Origin of the sequence: Micromonospora maris AB-18-032 (genome assembly GCF_000204155.1) — a bacterium.
In the GTDB taxonomy this organism is placed as follows: Bacteria; Actinomycetota; Actinomycetes; order Mycobacteriales; family Micromonosporaceae; genus Micromonospora; species Micromonospora gifhornensis.
Map to the genome: position 1 here is coordinate 5700682 of NC_015434.1, position 14721 is coordinate 5715402.

14 protein-coding genes and 2 pseudogenes are annotated in these 14721 nt (G+C 70.7%); 8 read left to right on the forward strand and 8 right to left on the reverse strand.

Annotation, left to right across the window (positions count from 1 at the left end; all coding sequences use genetic code 11):
- Positions 1–21 precede the first annotated feature (21 nt).
- Positions 22–1323 (forward strand): zinc-dependent metalloprotease, encoded by a 1302-nt coding sequence (locus VAB18032_RS25185; protein ID WP_043721854.1) that lies wholly within the window; start codon positions 22–24, stop codon positions 1321–1323.
- Between the two features lie 181 nt (positions 1324–1504).
- Here VAB18032_RS25185 and VAB18032_RS33580 read toward each other — a convergent pair.
- The 3 genes and pseudogenes from VAB18032_RS33580 to VAB18032_RS25195 all read right to left on the reverse strand — a co-directional run.
- Positions 1505–1849 (reverse strand): annotated as a pseudogene (locus tag VAB18032_RS33580) (hypothetical protein); the annotation flags it as partial.
- 95 nt (positions 1850–1944) lie between these two features.
- A pseudogene (locus tag VAB18032_RS33585) lies at positions 1945–2179 on the reverse strand (hypothetical protein); the annotation flags it as partial.
- Positions 2180–2221: 42 nt separating this feature from the next.
- Positions 2222–2743: a M48 metallopeptidase family protein gene (locus VAB18032_RS25195; protein WP_013735755.1), complete on the reverse strand. Its 522-nt coding sequence runs from the start codon at positions 2741–2743 to the stop codon at positions 2222–2224.
- A gap of 519 nt (positions 2744–3262) precedes the next feature.
- Between VAB18032_RS25195 and VAB18032_RS32420 the strand changes: the two genes are divergently transcribed.
- The 3 genes from VAB18032_RS32420 (at position 3263) to VAB18032_RS25205 (ending at position 6057) form a co-directional block, all read left to right on the forward strand.
- Positions 3263–3430 carry a DUF5679 domain-containing protein gene (locus tag VAB18032_RS32420; protein ID WP_012014940.1) on the forward strand — a complete coding sequence of 56 codons (168 nt, stop codon included), beginning with the start codon at positions 3263–3265 and terminating at the stop codon, positions 3428–3430.
- 193 nt (positions 3431–3623) lie between these two features.
- Positions 3624–4718, forward strand: a complete 1095-nt coding sequence (locus VAB18032_RS25200; protein WP_050814652.1) for a thiamine biosynthesis protein ThiF — start codon at positions 3624–3626, stop codon at positions 4716–4718.
- Positions 4719–4728: 10 nt separating this feature from the next.
- Positions 4729–6057: an ABC1 kinase family protein gene (locus VAB18032_RS25205; RefSeq protein WP_013735757.1), complete on the forward strand. Its 1329-nt coding sequence runs from the start codon at positions 4729–4731 to the stop codon at positions 6055–6057.
- Between the two features lie 311 nt (positions 6058–6368).
- On the opposite strand, the gene VAB18032_RS25215 is transcribed toward VAB18032_RS25205, so the two are convergent.
- The 3 genes from VAB18032_RS25215 to VAB18032_RS25225 all read right to left on the reverse strand — a co-directional run bounded on the left by VAB18032_RS25215 (position 6369) and on the right by VAB18032_RS25225 (position 9444).
- Entirely contained in the window at positions 6369–6734 is a 366-nt protein-coding gene (locus VAB18032_RS25215; RefSeq protein WP_013735759.1) for a WhiB family transcriptional regulator, read from the reverse strand.
- A 132-nt stretch (positions 6735–6866) separates the two neighbouring features.
- Positions 6867–7154, reverse strand: a complete 288-nt coding sequence (locus tag VAB18032_RS25220; protein WP_013735760.1) for a hypothetical protein — start codon at positions 7152–7154, stop codon at positions 6867–6869.
- 151 nt (positions 7155–7305) lie between these two features.
- Entirely contained in the window at positions 7306–9444 is a 2139-nt protein-coding gene (locus tag VAB18032_RS25225) for an ATP-dependent DNA helicase UvrD2 (protein WP_013735761.1), read from the reverse strand.
- A gap of 92 nt (positions 9445–9536) precedes the next feature.
- Here VAB18032_RS25225 and VAB18032_RS25230 point away from each other — a divergent pair, with 92 nt between their 5' ends.
- Complete coding sequence (locus tag VAB18032_RS25230; RefSeq protein WP_013735762.1) at positions 9537–9779, forward strand: mycoredoxin; 243 nt, start codon at positions 9537–9539, stop codon at positions 9777–9779.
- An 82-nt stretch (positions 9780–9861) separates the two neighbouring features.
- Here VAB18032_RS25230 and VAB18032_RS25235 read toward each other — a convergent pair whose 3' ends face one another.
- Both VAB18032_RS25235 and VAB18032_RS25240 read right to left on the reverse strand, forming a co-directional pair.
- Positions 9862–10986 carry a M14 family zinc carboxypeptidase gene (locus VAB18032_RS25235; protein ID WP_158309512.1) on the reverse strand — a complete coding sequence of 375 codons (1125 nt, stop codon included), beginning with the start codon at positions 10984–10986 and terminating at the stop codon, positions 9862–9864.
- A gap of 336 nt (positions 10987–11322) precedes the next feature.
- Entirely contained in the window at positions 11323–12636 is a 1314-nt protein-coding gene (locus VAB18032_RS25240) for an MFS transporter (RefSeq protein WP_013735764.1), read from the reverse strand.
- A gap of 218 nt (positions 12637–12854) precedes the next feature.
- On the opposite strand from VAB18032_RS25240, the gene VAB18032_RS25245 reads away from it, so the two are divergent.
- The 3 genes from VAB18032_RS25245 (at position 12855) to VAB18032_RS25255 (ending at position 14615) form a co-directional block, all read left to right on the forward strand.
- Entirely contained in the window at positions 12855–13835 is a 981-nt protein-coding gene (locus tag VAB18032_RS25245; RefSeq protein WP_013735765.1) for a helix-turn-helix domain-containing protein, read from the forward strand.
- A gap of 60 nt (positions 13836–13895) precedes the next feature.
- Positions 13896–14129, forward strand: a complete 234-nt coding sequence (locus VAB18032_RS25250; protein ID WP_013735766.1) for a DUF397 domain-containing protein — start codon at positions 13896–13898, stop codon at positions 14127–14129.
- A 216-nt stretch (positions 14130–14345) separates the two neighbouring features.
- On the forward strand, positions 14346–14615 hold the full coding sequence (locus VAB18032_RS25255) for a hypothetical protein (protein WP_013735767.1): 270 nt from the start codon (positions 14346–14348) through the stop codon (positions 14613–14615).
- The last annotated feature ends 106 nt before the right edge of the window (positions 14616–14721 follow it).

Here is a 14721-nt window from a genome sequence, read left to right on the forward strand (position 1 = left end):
GGCACGCGTACCGTAGACGTCGTGCCTGATATTCCGTTCGGTTTCGCGCTACCGGGTGGGCAGCCGCCCGACCCCAACGACCCCGCGCAGATGCAGCAGTTCATGTCGCAGTTGCAGCACCTGCTCTCCGCGCCGGGAAGCGGGCCGGTCAACTGGGACCTGGCCCGTCAGGTCGCGGCCAGCCAGCTCGCCGCGGCCGGCGACCCGGCGGTCTCGCCGTACGAACGCAACGCCGTCGAGGAGGCGCTGCGCATCGCCGACCTCTGGCTGGAGCCGGCTTCCGCGCTGCCCTCCGGCATCCGGACCGTGGTGGCCTGGAACCGCAACGAATGGATCTTCAAGACGCTCGACGTCTGGCGCAAGCTGTGCGACCCGGTCGCCAGCCGGATGGTCGGCGCGATGGGTGACCTGGTGCCGCCGGAGGCCCGCGCCCAGCTCGGCCCGATGCAGTCGATGGTCGCCACGCTGGGCGGCGCGCTCTTCGGCGGCCAGCTCGGCCAGGCGCTCGGCTCGCTCGCCGCGGAGGTGCTCTCCGCCGGTGACATCGGCCTACCGCTCGGCCCGGCCGGCACCGCCGCGCTGATCCCGGCCAACATCCGCAGCTACGGCGAGGGCCTCGAACTCCCCGAGGACGAGGTACGCCTCTACGTGGCGCTGCGTGAGGCGGCGCACCAGCGGCTCTTCGAGCACGTGCCGTGGCTGCGCGGGCACGTGCTGAACGCCGTGGAGACGTACGCCGCCGGCATCCGGGTGAACCGGGAGGCGATCGAGGAGGCGATGGGTCGGGTCGACCCAACCGACCCCGAGTCGATGCAGGCCATCGCCCTGGAAGGCATCTTCACCCCGGAGGACAGCCCGACGCAGAAGGCGTCCCTGGCCCGGCTGGAGACCGCTCTGGCTCTGGTCGAGGGTTGGGTCTGCCACGTGGTGGACGGCGCGGCGGCCGGCCGGCTGCCGAACGTGGTCGCGCTGGGCGAGGCGTTCCGTCGGCGCCGGGCCGCCGGTGGGCCGGCCGAGCAGACCTTCGCCGCACTGGTCGGGCTGGAGCTGCGCCCCCGTCGACTGCGGGAGGCCGCGGCGCTCTGGGCGGCGCTCACCGAGCACCGGGGCATCGGCGGCCGGGACGCGCTCTGGGGCCACCCGGACCTGCTGCCCTCCGACAACGACTTCGCCGACCCGGTGGCCTTCGCCATGGCCGACGTCGACCTGATGACCGAGCTGGAGAACTTCGACTTCACCGCCCCCGGCGGCCCGGAGGAGAAGGCCCCGGGCGAGCAGGACCGCCGCGACGACGACCCCAAGGGCGGCGACACCCCGTCCTGACCGCTGGGCGCGGCTCTGATCCGAGCCCCCTGTCGCCAGGATCACGCTTCAGGCAGGGAAAGCACGCTCGTCCAGCGCAAGATCACGCTCGATCTGGGATCGAGTGGCTTCGGATGTCCTTGAGGCCACTCGATCCGGGATCGAGTGCGCGTTGAAGTTCGCCCCGTCGACGTACACCTGTTCAGACCGCGTCGGGCAGCAGGGCCCGGGTGTTCTCCCAGCCACCGAGGGCGGGGTCGAGCCGGGGCAGGTCCGCCGGGCCGCGTAGCCGGTGCCAGGACGGGGTGACCGCCAGGTCACCTGGGCGGGGTGCTGCCGCGCGGACGGCTGCGGGCACCGTGGCGTCCAGATCCAGCGGCGGCAGCCAGGGCGGTACGGGTAGCCGGGCCGCCACACCCAGCAGGCCGGAACCACCCTCGGCCGGGGCGACGGCGAGCGGACGGCTGGTCAGCGGACGCAACAGCTTGCCGATGGTGAGCCCCGGCAGGTCGGGAGCGTCCCCAGCGATCACCGCCGCCTGTTCGTACGGCCCCGACGGCCGCTCGTCACCCGCCCCCGACCCGGCACCGCCGACCAGGTCAGCGTCGGCAGCCGGGGCGGTGGTGCTGGTCAGGGCGGCGAAGACGGCGTTCGGGGTCGGTTCGGGCACCTCGTAGACGCTGGTGCCGGGCCAGATCACGGCGTCGGCCAGCCAACGGTCGGCCGGGGTGACCGCCACTGCGGTGTCCACCTCGTTGAGCGTGGCCAGCAGGTCCACCACGTCCTCGGCGAGCGCCGTACGCCAGTGCACCGGGTCGATGCCGGGCGGCGACCAGCTGATCGGCCCGAGCAGGGCCACCACCACACGTCGGGGCATCCTCCGACCCTACGCGGAGCCGGACCGACGCGCTCACGGGCGTCAGGGGGTGCCGGAGACGGCGGCCACGCCTTCCAGATAACCTCGGGCGCGTTCGGTTTTCGGGTACCTGCCGACCAGCGCCCAGAACTGGGCGTTGTGACTGGGCACGATGAGGTGCACGAGTTCGTGCAGCAGCACGTAGTCGATGACCCAGTCGGGCATGTCCTGGAGCCGGTGCGACAACCGGATGGACCGGTCCGCCGGGGTGCAGGAGCCCCAACGGCCGTTCTGGTTGCTCACCCACCGGACGATTGCCGGAAGCGCCTGTTTGCCGTATTCGGCGAGGTAGAGATTGATCAGCCGGTCGGCGCGGTCCAGCAGCTCAGCGTCGGAACGGGCCAGGCGGCCCTCCCGGGCTGCGAGCCGGGCGAGCATCCGGTCGACCCACTCGCTCTCCTCGGCCCGGGAGAACTGATCCGGGATGAGGACGACGACGCGCTCACCGTCGCGGTAGGCGGACACCGTGCGTCGCCGGCGCTGGCTGCGCCGTACCTCGACGACCGGCTTCCGCGGCCCAGCCATCAGTGGACCGCGCAGCCTCGGTTTGCTGTCACGATGGCAAGCTAATGCGTTGTGACCAGGGGTCCGCAAGGGTCAACCCCGGACACGCGTCCGAAAAGTGATAATTGATTGCCAGGAGTCCTAAAAAAAGTCTGACCCAGGTGCCACGATCACCCTTCGTGGTGAGCGCCGAGCGGTAGGGTCGCCGCGCCCGCGACTCTAAGTGATCATCGCAGCGGCGGCCGAGTCGGGGCCTCACCCCCCGCGCACCGGCACCACCAGCGCATTTGCGGGCTCCCGGTCGGCGTGTCCCCGCGAAACTGACTGATCTGGCCCGATTCGGCGTGCACACTCTCGACGTCGCCTTGCTCACAGTGGCAAAGCGCAGCTGACATGGAACCGCCCACACCTGGGTAGGGTCCGCCAACCAGCGGTCACGTGGGTGGCCGCGGGAAAACACCAGCGCCGGGCGCCGTACGCGACCGCCGCCGGAAACCCGCCGGACCGGTATCGACCGGCGGACGAGACGAGGAGGGCAACGTGGCCGACCAGGCCCAGACCTACAACGGTTACTGCGTCAAGTGCAAGGAGAAGCGGGACTTCGAAGGCCGCGTCGAGGTCTCGAAGACCGGCATGAACATGGCCAAGGGCAAGTGTCCGGTGTGTGGCACAACAGTGAACCGCATCCTGGGCAAGGCCAAGGTCTGACGTACGCGCTCGACCAACGGGGGTGGCCGACGGCCACCCCCGTTCGCGTTTTCGCTTACTGTCGGACGACCGACTCTGGTTACCCGCTGGTTGTGGATATCTCGCCAAATCCTGTGGACAGCCCTGGATCTGAAGCTGGCCACCTGTGGACAACGATCGACGCAACGCATGGACTCGGTCACTATTCGTACCCATGCCGCCTTCCCCGCCGTCACCACGTCCCACCCTGTTGCCCGGGCTCAGCCGCCTCTGGCGCGACCGGCACACCCTGCAACTCGGGCTCGACCAGGAACGGGCCGTCCTCGTGGAGATCGCGGACCCCAGGACCGCCGGGCTGCTCGACCTGCTCGACGGCACGCACAGCGAACGGCAGGTGCTGACCGGAGCCGGTGCCCGGACGGAGTACGCCCGCACCCTGCTCGACGCCCTTCGCACCGCCGGCCTGGTGGTCCCCCTGCACACCCTGGTGCCCCGCGAGCTCACCGGGCCGCGCCGGGCCCGGCTGGTCACCGAGGCCGCCGCGCTGGCGCTCGCCGCCGCCCGGCTTCCCGGCACCCCCGCTCAGGTGCTCCGGCGCCGACTGGCCAGCCGGGTCACGGTCACCGGCGTCGGCCCGCTCGGTGCCGCCATCGCCGTCGCCCTGGCCCAGGCCGGCGTCGGCCACGTCCATCCCGACCTGCCCGGCTGCGTCCGACCGATCGACCTGGTCGGCACCGGCATCACGGCTGGTGAGATCGGCCGGCCACTCGGCCGGGCGGTCCAGGCCGCCGTGGCCCGGTCGGCACCCGGCACCGGCACCAGTGCGCTACGCCGGCCACGACCCGACCTGGTGATCCAGTTGGGCGCCGACCGGCCTGCCCCGCTCCTGGCCGCCGGCCACGCCCAACGGCGACAACCACACCTGATGGTCGACCTGCGGGAAGGTGTCCCGGTGATCGGGCCGCTGGTCCGGCCGCCCGACGGGCCCTGCCTGGGCTGCCTCGACCTGCACCGCACCGACCGCGACCCCGACTGGCCGGCGCTGGCCGCCCAGCTGGCCAGCCGCCCGGCCGCACCGAGCTGCGCGGCGAGCATCCTGCTGGCGGCCACCGCGCTCGCGGTGGGCGAGGCGCTGCACCAGCTGGACGGCGGCACCCCGGAAACCCTCGGCGCAGCGATCGAGATCGCGTCCCCGGGCAATCTGCGGCGGCGCCACTGGCCGCCGCATCCCCGCTGCGGATGCTCGCGCACCCGGACGTCCGGTGGCCAGCCCGGCCGCACGGCAGCAACGAGGGTGCAGAGTCAGTAACAATGGCCAGGTGACCGACATCCCGCGCCGCGCCGTCTCCCGGACCGCCAAGCTCGCCGCTCTGCCGCTCGGCTTCGCCGGTCGGACCGTCCTCGGCATGGGAAAGCGCGTCACCGGGCTCGCCTCCGACGTGATCTCGGCGGAGATCCAGCAGCGCACCGCCGAGCAGCTGTTCAGCGTCCTCGGCCAGCTCAAGGGCGGGGCGATGAAGTTCGGTCAGGCGCTGTCGGTCTTCGAGGCCGCGCTGCCGGAGGAGGTCGCCGCGCCGTACCGGCAGGCCCTGACCAAGCTCCAGGAGGCCGCGCCACCGCTGCCGGCCGCCAGCGTGCACCGGGTCCTGGCCGAGCAGCTCGGCCCGGCCTGGCGGGACCGCTTCGACAGCTTCAACGACTCGCCGGCCGCCGCGGCCAGCATCGGTCAGGTGCACCGCGCGGTGTGGCGGATGCCGGACGACACGACCCGCGACGTCGCCGTCAAGATCCAGTACCCGGGCGCCGGTGACGCCCTGCTCGCCGACCTCAAGCAGCTCTCCCGACTGGGTGGGATGTTCCGGGCCATCCAGCCGGGGCTGGACATCAAGCCGCTGCTGACTGAGCTGCGCGAGCGGATCACCGAGGAGCTGGACTACGAGCTGGAAGCGGAGTCACAACGGGCCTTCGCCACCGCGTACGCGGACGACTCCGAGATCTACGTGCCGACGGTGTTCTCCGCCTCACCCCGGGTCCTGGTCACCGAGTGGGTGGAGGGCACCCCGCTGGCCGACATCATCCGCGACGGCAGCGAGCAGCAACGCGACGAGGCGGGTCGGCTGATGGCCACCCTGCACCTGTCGGCCCCGATGCGGGCCGGGCTGCTGCACGCCGATCCCCATCCGGGCAACTTCCGGCTGTTGCCGGACGGCCGGCTCGCAGTGATCGACTTCGGTGCGGTGGCACGGATGCCGGAGGGAACCCCGGAACCGATCGGCCGCATCGCGGGGCTGGCCCTGCGCGGCGACGCCGACAAGGTGGTGGCAGGCCTGCGGGCCGAGGGCTTCGTCAGCGCCGACGCTCCGGTCGACGGCCAGGCGTTGCTGGACTTCCTGCGCCCGATGCTCGAACCGATCGCCACCGACGAATTCCGGTTCACCCGGGCCTGGCTGCGGGCCGAGGCCGCCCGGCTGGCGAATCCGCGCTCACCGGCGTACCAGTTCAGTCGGCAGCTCAACCTGCCGCCGTCGTACCTGCTCATCCACCGGGTGACACTCGGGTCGATCGGCGTGCTGTGCCAACTGGAGGCCAGGGCTCCGTACCGCGGCATCATGGAACGCTGGCTGCCCGGCTTCGCGGCGGTCAGCTGACCCCCTGCGCACATACGTCGGCGGGCGAGGACCTTTCTCAGGTCCCCGCCCGCCGGTTCGGTTGCTGGTACTACAGGACGCCCAGTTCGCGGGCCGACCGGTTGCGGCTGGCCATGGCGACGGTACGGGCGGATCGGGTTGCCTCAGTGCTCGTGGTGGTGCGACCGGCCTGAGGCCGGAGCATTCGAGCCCTCGACAACGCTTCGTTGAGTAGTTGCATTTCGGCGACTCCGCTCAGCAGGTGCAGCATGGATTTCGGCTTTCTCTCGGCCGGTGCGACACCGGCGGTACGGGTTCGGTTCGGGAACATGTCAGGCCGCCAGCCGGACGGCGTTGCGCGAGGTGGCAAGGCCGTTGGCCGCCAACCGCGCCTCGGCCTCGACCCGCAGTGCGGCGTCGCGGGCGAGGTCCTCCTTGCGCGGACGGCCACGGGGCCGCTTGCGCGGGACGACCGCGCCACGCTCGAAGATCTCGCCACCCCAGACGCCCCAGGGCTCGGCCCGCTCGACCGCGCCGGCGAGGCACTCGACCCGCAGCGGGCAGTCCCCGCATAGCGTCTTGGCCACGTCCAGGTCGGTGGGTGAGTCGGAGAACCACAGGTCGGGGTCGAACTTCCGGCAGGGCAGGTTCGCCTCGATCTCGACGTTCAGGTCGAGCGGGGCCAACGCCAGACTCATCTCCCGGTCACCTCTCTCTCATCTCGATCTCGTGGATCGCTGGTCCGACGTACTTCGGCTGTGCAAAAAACTGAGGCCGCGGATCCCGGTATGCGGGTTCCGCGGCCTCGAGGTGAGCCGGTGGTCTGATGGTCAGACCGGTCTACCTCGAGGTGGAACACCGCGGACGTCCATCCGCTTGACGGCGCCATCGACGCCCTTGCCCGTGAAGCCACTGATCCCCTGGAGCCCACGCTGCGTCGGTGCGAGGATCAGCTCGGCCTGAACCTCGACCCGGTGCACCTGCGGAGCCCACGGTCGCGCGGCGGCGACGTTAGCCCGACCGACCGACAGTGGTGCCGCGGCCAGAGTCAGGGCAGCCGACAGCGGAGCGACGGCAACGGGCAGCGCCGTCGGACGCTTGTTGATGTAGCTCTCCATCGGTGCCACCTCCTTTGACGTTCACTCGTAATCGACTCGGGCATTCCCCGGTTGAGCAGCCCGAACAGGGCCCCCTCCGAGGTGTGTTCTGAGGCTATGCCCGCCGACCGCGCGAGGGCAAACGAATTAACGGGCAGATTCAAAAAGTTTTCTACGAGCAGATTTCGTCGACTGCCGCGCCCTTCACCAGCGCCAGCACCGCCTCGCCGTAGAGGCCCAACTTGCGGGGACCGATGCCGGCGATGGCGACGAGTTCCTCGGCCCGTCCCGGACGTCGTTCGGCGAGCGCGACAAGCGTGGCGTCGGTGAAGACGACGTAGGCGGGCACCTTCTGCGTCTGCGCCACCCGGGACCGCCACTCGCGCAGCCGCTCGTGCAGCTCGTCGTCGATATCGGAGGGACAGGTCGCGCACCGCCCGAGCTTGCGGTCGGGCCCGGCGAGCAGGGTCGTGCCGCAGATCCGACAGGAGACGATCCGGGTGGCACTCCGCTGGGCGCCGGGGGCCGATCGGGTGCCACCGGCCCGTTCCGTCGTACCGGACGCCGACAGCTGGGGCAGGAAACGGCAGGGCCGCCGGGCCCGTCCGCCCGGTGAGCGGGCCGAGGCGTACGACAACCAGAGCCACTGGCGAGCCCGGGTGATGCCGACGTAGAGCAGCCGCCGCTCCTCCTCGACCTGCTCGGCGGTACGCGCGTACGTGGTGGGCAGGGTGCCTTCAGCCAGGCCGACCAGGAACACCGCGTCCCACTCCAGCCCCTTGGCGGAGTGCAGGGAGGCCAGGGTGACCCCGTCCACGGTCGGCGCGTGCTGCTGTGCGGCCCGTCGGGCCAACTCGTCGGTGAAGTCGGCAAGGGTGACCGGACGTTCGACGGTGGCTGCCGCACCGAGCGGCATCAACTGCGGGGTGGCCGCGTACTCCTCGGCGAGTTGGACAAGCGCGGCGAGCGCCTCCCAGCGCTCCCGGGCGGCGCCACCGGGCGGGGGCGAGTCGGGTGTCCAGCCGACAGCGGCCAGCGCCTCGACCACCGCCGCCGCCAACGGCGTCTCGCCGGGGATCGACCGGGTGGCCGCGCGCATCGCCACCATCGCCTGGCGCACCTCGGGCCGCTCGAAGAACCGGTCGGCCCCCTGCACCACGTACGGCACGCCGGACTCGGCGAGCGCCTTCTCGTACGCCTCGGACTGGGCGTTGGTGCGGAACAGCACCGCGATCTCGTGGGCCGGTGTGCCGGCGTCGACCAGGGCCCGGCAGCGCGCCGCCACCGCGTTGGCCTCGGCCGCCTCGTCGGTGAAGATCCGCACCTCGGGTGCGGGGCCGGCGGGGCGCTGGCCGACCAGTTCCAGCCGCAACCGCGCCTCGGTGCCCCGCGCCTGCGAGATGACCGCGTTGGCCAGACCGACCACCTGCGGAGTGGACCGATAGTCGCGGACCAACCGGACCACTGTCGCGCCGCGGTGCCGGCGCGGGAAGTCGACCAGGTACGACGAGGTCGCCCCGGTGAACGAGTAGATCGTCTGGCTGGCGTCACCGACCACTGTCACGTCGTCGCGGCCGCCCAGCCAGGCGTCCAGCAGCCGCTGCTGCAACGGGTTGACGTCCTGGTACTCGTCGACGACGAAGTGCCGGTACTGGTTGCGGACCTGCTCGGCGACGTCCGCGTGCTCCTCGATGCCCCAGACCGCGGCCCGCAGCACGTCCTCGAAGTCGATCACCCCGGTGGTCCGCTTGAGCTTCTCGTACGCGGCGAAGACCTCGGCCACCTTGACCGGCTCGTGCGGCGTCTCGCGCAGCGCCTTGGCCGCGGCCACCACGTACTCCCCCGGCTCGACCAGGCTGGACTTGGCCCACTCGATCTCACCGGCGAGGTCGCGGGCGGCGGTCCGGTCGGCGCGCAGGCCGGCCCGGGCGGCGGCCAGGGTGACCAGCCGGACCTTGCTGTCCAGCAGTTCGGGCATGGCCCGCCCGTCGAGCAGCCGGGGCGCGAAGTAGCGCACCTGACGCAACGCCGCCGCGTGGAAGGTGCGGGCCTGCACCCCGGCCACGCCCAGCTGAGCGAGCCGGTGTCGCAACTCGGCGGCGGCCCGGGCGGTGAAGGTGACCGCGAGCACATGCCGGGCCGATATCTCACCGGTCAACGCCCGGTACGCGATTCGCGACGTGACCGCCCGGGTCTTGCCGGTGCCGGCACCGGCCAGTACGCAGACCGGCCCGGCGGGGGCGGTGACCGCCGAGCGTTGCTCCGGGTCGAGACCGGCGAGCACGCGTTCGGACGGGGAGTTGACCACCACAACGGGGAATTGTCTCAGCTGCCCCGGACGTTGCAGCGGATAGCCCGAGCCTGGTCAGCGACCAGCCGGGCCCGACGTGGGAGGATCTGACCATGCTGACGATGTACTCGACGCCCTGGTGCGGCTACTGCCACCGGCTGAAGTCGCAGCTCGACCGGGAGGGGATCGCCTACCAGGTGGTCGACATCGAGCAGGATCCGGCCGCCGCCGACTTCGTGATGAGCGTCAACGGCGGTAACCAGACGGTCCCCACGCTGCGTTTCGCCGACGGCAGCGCGCTGACCAACCCCTCGATCGTCCAGGTCAAGCAGCACCTGGCCGGCATCGCCGCCTGACGACGATCGCGGCCTGACAACGCCAGTGGCGGTCCACCCCGGTGCGGGGTGGACCGCCACTGCTGTCAGTCAGTGCGGAGGATCAGAAGTCACACTGGTTCGGGAACTTGATGCAGGTGGTGATCGTGGCACCCCGCGCCGGGAGCTCGTTGTACCGGTCGGCGTCCACGTTCGCCAGCGAACCGTCGCTCATCGCGTTGATGATGCCCCAGAGGCCGTTGACGTTCTGCTTGATGAGGTAGCCACCGCTCTTCTGGCCGATGCCGCCGCGCGACTCGAAGAACATCGCGTTGCTGCGCCAGTTGGCGTACTCACCACGCGGGCCGGGGCCGTTGAGCATGGCGGCCGAGACGACGCCCTCGGGGATGTTGATGTACGGGTAGAGGGTGGTCTCGACCACGCCGCTCTTGTTGGCGGCGTCCGCGGCCGCGACGCCCATCCGGCGTACGGTGTCCCACTGGCTCTGGGTGAGCATGCCGGGGTCGAGCGAGATGCCCACCGAGAAGGTGGTCATCTCGTCGGTGTCGTCGCCGACGTAGTACGTGCCCTGGTGGTGCAAGTCGATCATGTGGTGCGGCTTGAAGTCGGCCCAGGCGTACCAGAACTGCTGCGACTCGACGGCGCGGTACTGGGTGTAGTTGGTGAAGTTGCGCTCGGGCAGCGGGGCCTCGCCACGGCTGGCCCGGACGCTGTTGATCTGGTCGAAGATCTGCCGGTCGACGCCCCAGTCGCGGTTGAGGTCGATGCGGTGGACGCTGTCCTGGCGGCGGTACTCCTCGAAACCATCCGGGTTGTAGATCGGAATGATCGCGAAGCTGATGTTCTTCAGGACTTCCTGCGTCTTCTTCCCACCGGACACCAGGGTCTTGAGGAAGTCCAGCGAGGCTTCGGCACCGTAGGGCTCGTTGCCGTGGATCCGGCCCTGGATCCAGACCCGGGTCTCACCGGTACCGATGAAGGCGATCTCCAGCGGGCGGCCACGGCCGCTACGGCCGATCTCCTCGATCCGGAGGGCACCCTTGCTGCGGGCCGCGAGGGCGTGCATTTCGGCGGAGACCTCGGCGGCGCTGAGGATCGAGGAGCGGTTGAGGGTCTCCTGACCCGGCGGGACGAACGGGCCGTTCGCGTTGGCCACCCCGGGCGCCACCATGGGGGCGAGGAGCAGCGCGGCGATCAGGGCCACATGGCGGCGGCGTGGTCTGGTCACAGTTGTGACGTCCCTTCTGAGGCGTGGTGCGGCAGCGTCCAGCCAGACATCGTCGCGGCCCCCGTGCGCCTGTTTCGTCTGTCGCGCTACGTGCTGGCCTGGCTGCGACCCTCCGAGCGGAAGGCTGTGTGTGCTGATCATTGAACGAGGGCTGTTTTCGCAGGTCAAGAGCCAGTGTCAAGTTCCGTCGAATGTGCAGAACGTGACCGTCGACACTCCATCGAATGTTCGGCGTCTGGAGGAGGGGTATCGGCCAGGCCCGCTGCAAGGCGGAAAAATGATCAGATCCCGGGGTTGGTTCAGGTTCGCCGGAATGGCGGTGTCTGAGCGGCGTGATCACCGCCGTACGGTCGAAACGGCCGTATTTCCGTCTTTCCGATCTTCGGGGGCCGGACGCGCTCGCCCTTCGGGTGCGGGGCGCGGTGCCGGGATCCGGGGACGTGCCGGCTGCCCGGCCGGCGGGCTGAGCTGGCGTCCACGCCAGAGGTATGCGGCGGCGAGCAGGGTGACCAGCCCGACCGCAACGAACACCAACCGGTAGTCGAGCACGCCGACGACCAGGGCGCCGGCACCGATCGAGAGCGCCTGCGGCACCCGGGTCACCGCCTCGGCCGCGGCGGCGGCCCGGCCGAGCACCTCGGGCGGGGTGCGTCGCTGCACAAGCGTGTGCAGGCCGACCATGGTCAGCGGCAGCGACACACCGGCCATCAGCACGGCGGCGAAACCGAGCCACATGTTCGGGTACGCCAGCGCCAATGCGGCCGGCCCGAAGAACGCGACACCGGCGGCGAGCGTGCCCACCTCGCCGACCCGACGCAGCACGGCGGCCGAGACCAGACCGCCGACCAGACCGCCGACGCCCTGCACGGTGACCAGCACCCCGACGAACGCCGCGTCCCGGCCCAGTCCCTGATCGACGTACGCGAAGATGAGCGACTCGGTGAAGCCCATCACCAGCGAGCCGAGCCCGTAGCCGACAAGCGCCCGCCGGATCGCCGGCTCGTCGACGAGGTGACGCAGACCCGCGACGAGTTGGACCCGCCAACGCCGGGTGACCGGGCAGTCCTCGGCCGGGTCCTCAGCCGGCTCGGCGAAGGGTAGTCCTCCCACCACGACGGCGGCGACCAGGAACCCGGCGATCCCGACGGTGGCCAGCATGCCGCCACCGACCAGCGCGTAGAGCCCGGCACCGGCCAGCGGGCCGACCAGCCGCAGGCCCTGGCGCACCGTCTGGAGCACCCCGTTGGCCTCACCGAGCAGGTCGGTGGGGACGAGTTCCCGGATCAGTCGACTGAGCACCACGCCGACTGTGAGGTTGGCCAGGCCGTAGAGCGCGGCCACCCCGTAGATGATCCACATGTCGCCCGCGTCGCGCACCGCGAGGAGCGGGGTGAGCAGCAGCGCCATGGCGAGGTTGGTGACCACGAAGACACGACGCCGGGGGTACCGGTCGACGACCCAGCCGACCAGTGGTGCGAGCACCCGCGGGGCGATGATCACGAAGATGATGGCGCCGGCGAGGGCGTCCGATCCGGTCAGGTCCTTCACCCAGATGGCGAGTGCCAGCAGCAGCATCGACTCGGCGATCATGCTGGCCAGCAGTCCGCCGAAGAGCAGGCGGAAGTCCGGGCGTCTCAGGACGGTGCGCATTGATCCCTCCGGGGGTGGCGCGACGGGCGCGACAGACGCCCCACCCCGGAGCGCCGCAGGTCACGGCGGGGCCCCTCCGGTGTCGGGTCTGCGCAATTCTGGAGACACGCCCTCCGCCGGAACCTCCGGCGCCGGTCGCGACGTCCATACTGACCGTGGGGGGCGACTTTCATACAGTTACCGTCGCGTCTGCGGCGGTCGACGGAAAAGAGGACACCGTGCCTCCAGCCTCACCCGGCCCGATCCTGCGCCGTCGCCGGCTCGGCCTTGAGCTGCGTCGTCTGCGCGAGGCCGCCGGCCTGACCGGAGACCAGGTCATCGACCACATCGGTTGGGCCTCCGCGTCGAAGCTGTCCCGGCTGGAGAACGGACGCAGCCGGCCGGACCCGCAGGACGTCCGGGACCTGCTCGACCTCTACCGGGTCGATGCGACGCTACGGGCCGAACTGCTCGGCATCACGCAGGAGGCGGGCGACATCCGTGGCTGGTTGAAGAACTTCCCGGCCATGACCCGGCAGCAGCGCAGCTTCGCCGAGCTGGAGGCGGGTTGCGTCGAGATCTCCGAGTACAACCCGGTCCTGGTGCCAGGGCTGTTGCAGACCACCGGGTACGCCCGGATGCGGATCACCTCCGCCTGGCAGGTCGACCGGGAGGCCGGCGATCCGGAGGTCGGTGAGGACATCGACACCGAGATCAAGGCGCGGCTGGCCCGGCAGTCGTTGCTCACCCGGGACACCGATGCGCCCCGCTACACGGCGGTCCTGGAGGAGGCGGCGCTCAGTCACCGGGCCGGGCCGCCCGAGGTGCTCCGGGAGCAGATGACGCAGCTGTGCGAGCTGGCCATGCTGCCGAACGTCACGCTGCACGTGTTGCCGCGCGACACGCCGATCGGTCAGTGGTACCTGCCACCGACGGCGTTCTCCCTCTACCGGTTCGCCGACCCGCTCGATCCGGAGACGCTGGCCATCGAAGGTGGCTTCACCGACGTCATGTCGACCGAGGTAATCGCCCTAAATCGCTATAAAGTGGCGTTTGAGTGGCTATGCACGGCGGCGCTGTCCGCAACGGACACCGTTTCCTGGCTGATGGAGTCGGCGGGACGGCTGTCCGAGGCGGGCGTCCCGTCCACCGTGGTAGGTGGTTCGGCAACGGCGCCGACCCAGCGCCGCGGCTCCGCCGGGCGCCTGACGGAACGGTGAGGCAACACCGCACGACAGTCCAGCCACTCGTCGGTGTCGATCGACCTCAGGAGCACAACGATGAACGAGATCCGCAACACCTCCGTCCTCGCCCAACTCGCCGACGCGCCCTGGCGTACCAGCACGCGCAGCCAGACCTCCAACTGCGTCGAGGTAGCACCGCTACGCAACGGCCCCGCGGCGGTGGCACTGCGCGACAGCAAGGATCGCGGTGGTCCGGTGCTGCTGTTCAACCGGGCCGGCTGGCTGGGCTTCATCTCCGGCGCCAAGAACGGGCAGTTCGATCTGAACTGAACCGAATTCGCGTACGCCCGATGGGGTCGCCGGCATCGGTGCCGGCGGCCCCTTGTCGTTCGGCGAGCCCGACGAGCAGGGGTCGGATGATCGGACGAGCCTGCGTCCAATCCGAGCGTTCCACTTGATGAGATGCGATTGCGGCGTAGCATGACGGATGTACCTGACGTGGAAGTTCCACCAACTCCACCCGTCGCGGCACATCCGGAGACCCACATGCGGTTCCTGATCGTTCGCACCAGCATCCGCGCCGCCGCCGAAGCCGACATCACGGCCGCCTGGGCCGAAGGCCACCGGCTGCGGGACGAGACCACCCGACCCGAGCCGCGCCGCCAGGTCGTGCACGCTGAAGACCGCGACGCCGCCTTCGTGCTGGCCCGCGCGTTCGCCACGGTCGGCGCCGTACGTTCCGGCAGACAGCGGATCAAGGTGCTGCCGCTGGACGACCCGGGGGGACGGCAGACCCGTCCCGACCCCGGCAGCTGACACCCACACTCGTCCGTCATGGTCGACCGGCTCCCCCGCCGCGTTCCTCACCCAGCCGACCACGACGGCCCGTGTCCCCGGCCCGTGACCGCCGCGGCAACGACGG

What these genes read in the sequence shown, in the direction of transcription:
- VAB18032_RS25195 (WP_013735755.1), bottom strand. Translation starts at nt 2,743, where the DNA reads ATGGCTGGGCCGCGGAAGCCGGTCGTCGAGGTACGGCGCAGCCAGCGC.
- VAB18032_RS25220 (WP_013735760.1), bottom strand. Translation starts at nt 7,154, where the DNA reads ATGGAGAGCTACATCAACAAGCGTCCGACGGCGCTGCCCGTTGCCGTC.
- VAB18032_RS25250 (WP_013735766.1), top strand. Translation starts at nt 13,896, where the DNA reads ATGAACGAGATCCGCAACACCTCCGTCCTCGCCCAACTCGCCGACGCG.
- VAB18032_RS25200 (WP_050814652.1), top strand. Translation starts at nt 3,624, where the DNA reads ATGCCGCCTTCCCCGCCGTCACCACGTCCCACCCTGTTGCCCGGGCTC.
- VAB18032_RS25230 (WP_013735762.1), top strand. Translation starts at nt 9,537, where the DNA reads ATGCTGACGATGTACTCGACGCCCTGGTGCGGCTACTGCCACCGGCTG.
- VAB18032_RS25255 (WP_013735767.1), top strand. Translation starts at nt 14,346, where the DNA reads ATGCGGTTCCTGATCGTTCGCACCAGCATCCGCGCCGCCGCCGAAGCC.
- VAB18032_RS25215 (WP_013735759.1), bottom strand. Translation starts at nt 6,734, where the DNA reads ATGAGTCTGGCGTTGGCCCCGCTCGACCTGAACGTCGAGATCGAGGCG.
- VAB18032_RS25240 (WP_013735764.1), bottom strand. Translation starts at nt 12,636, where the DNA reads ATGCGCACCGTCCTGAGACGCCCGGACTTCCGCCTGCTCTTCGGCGGA.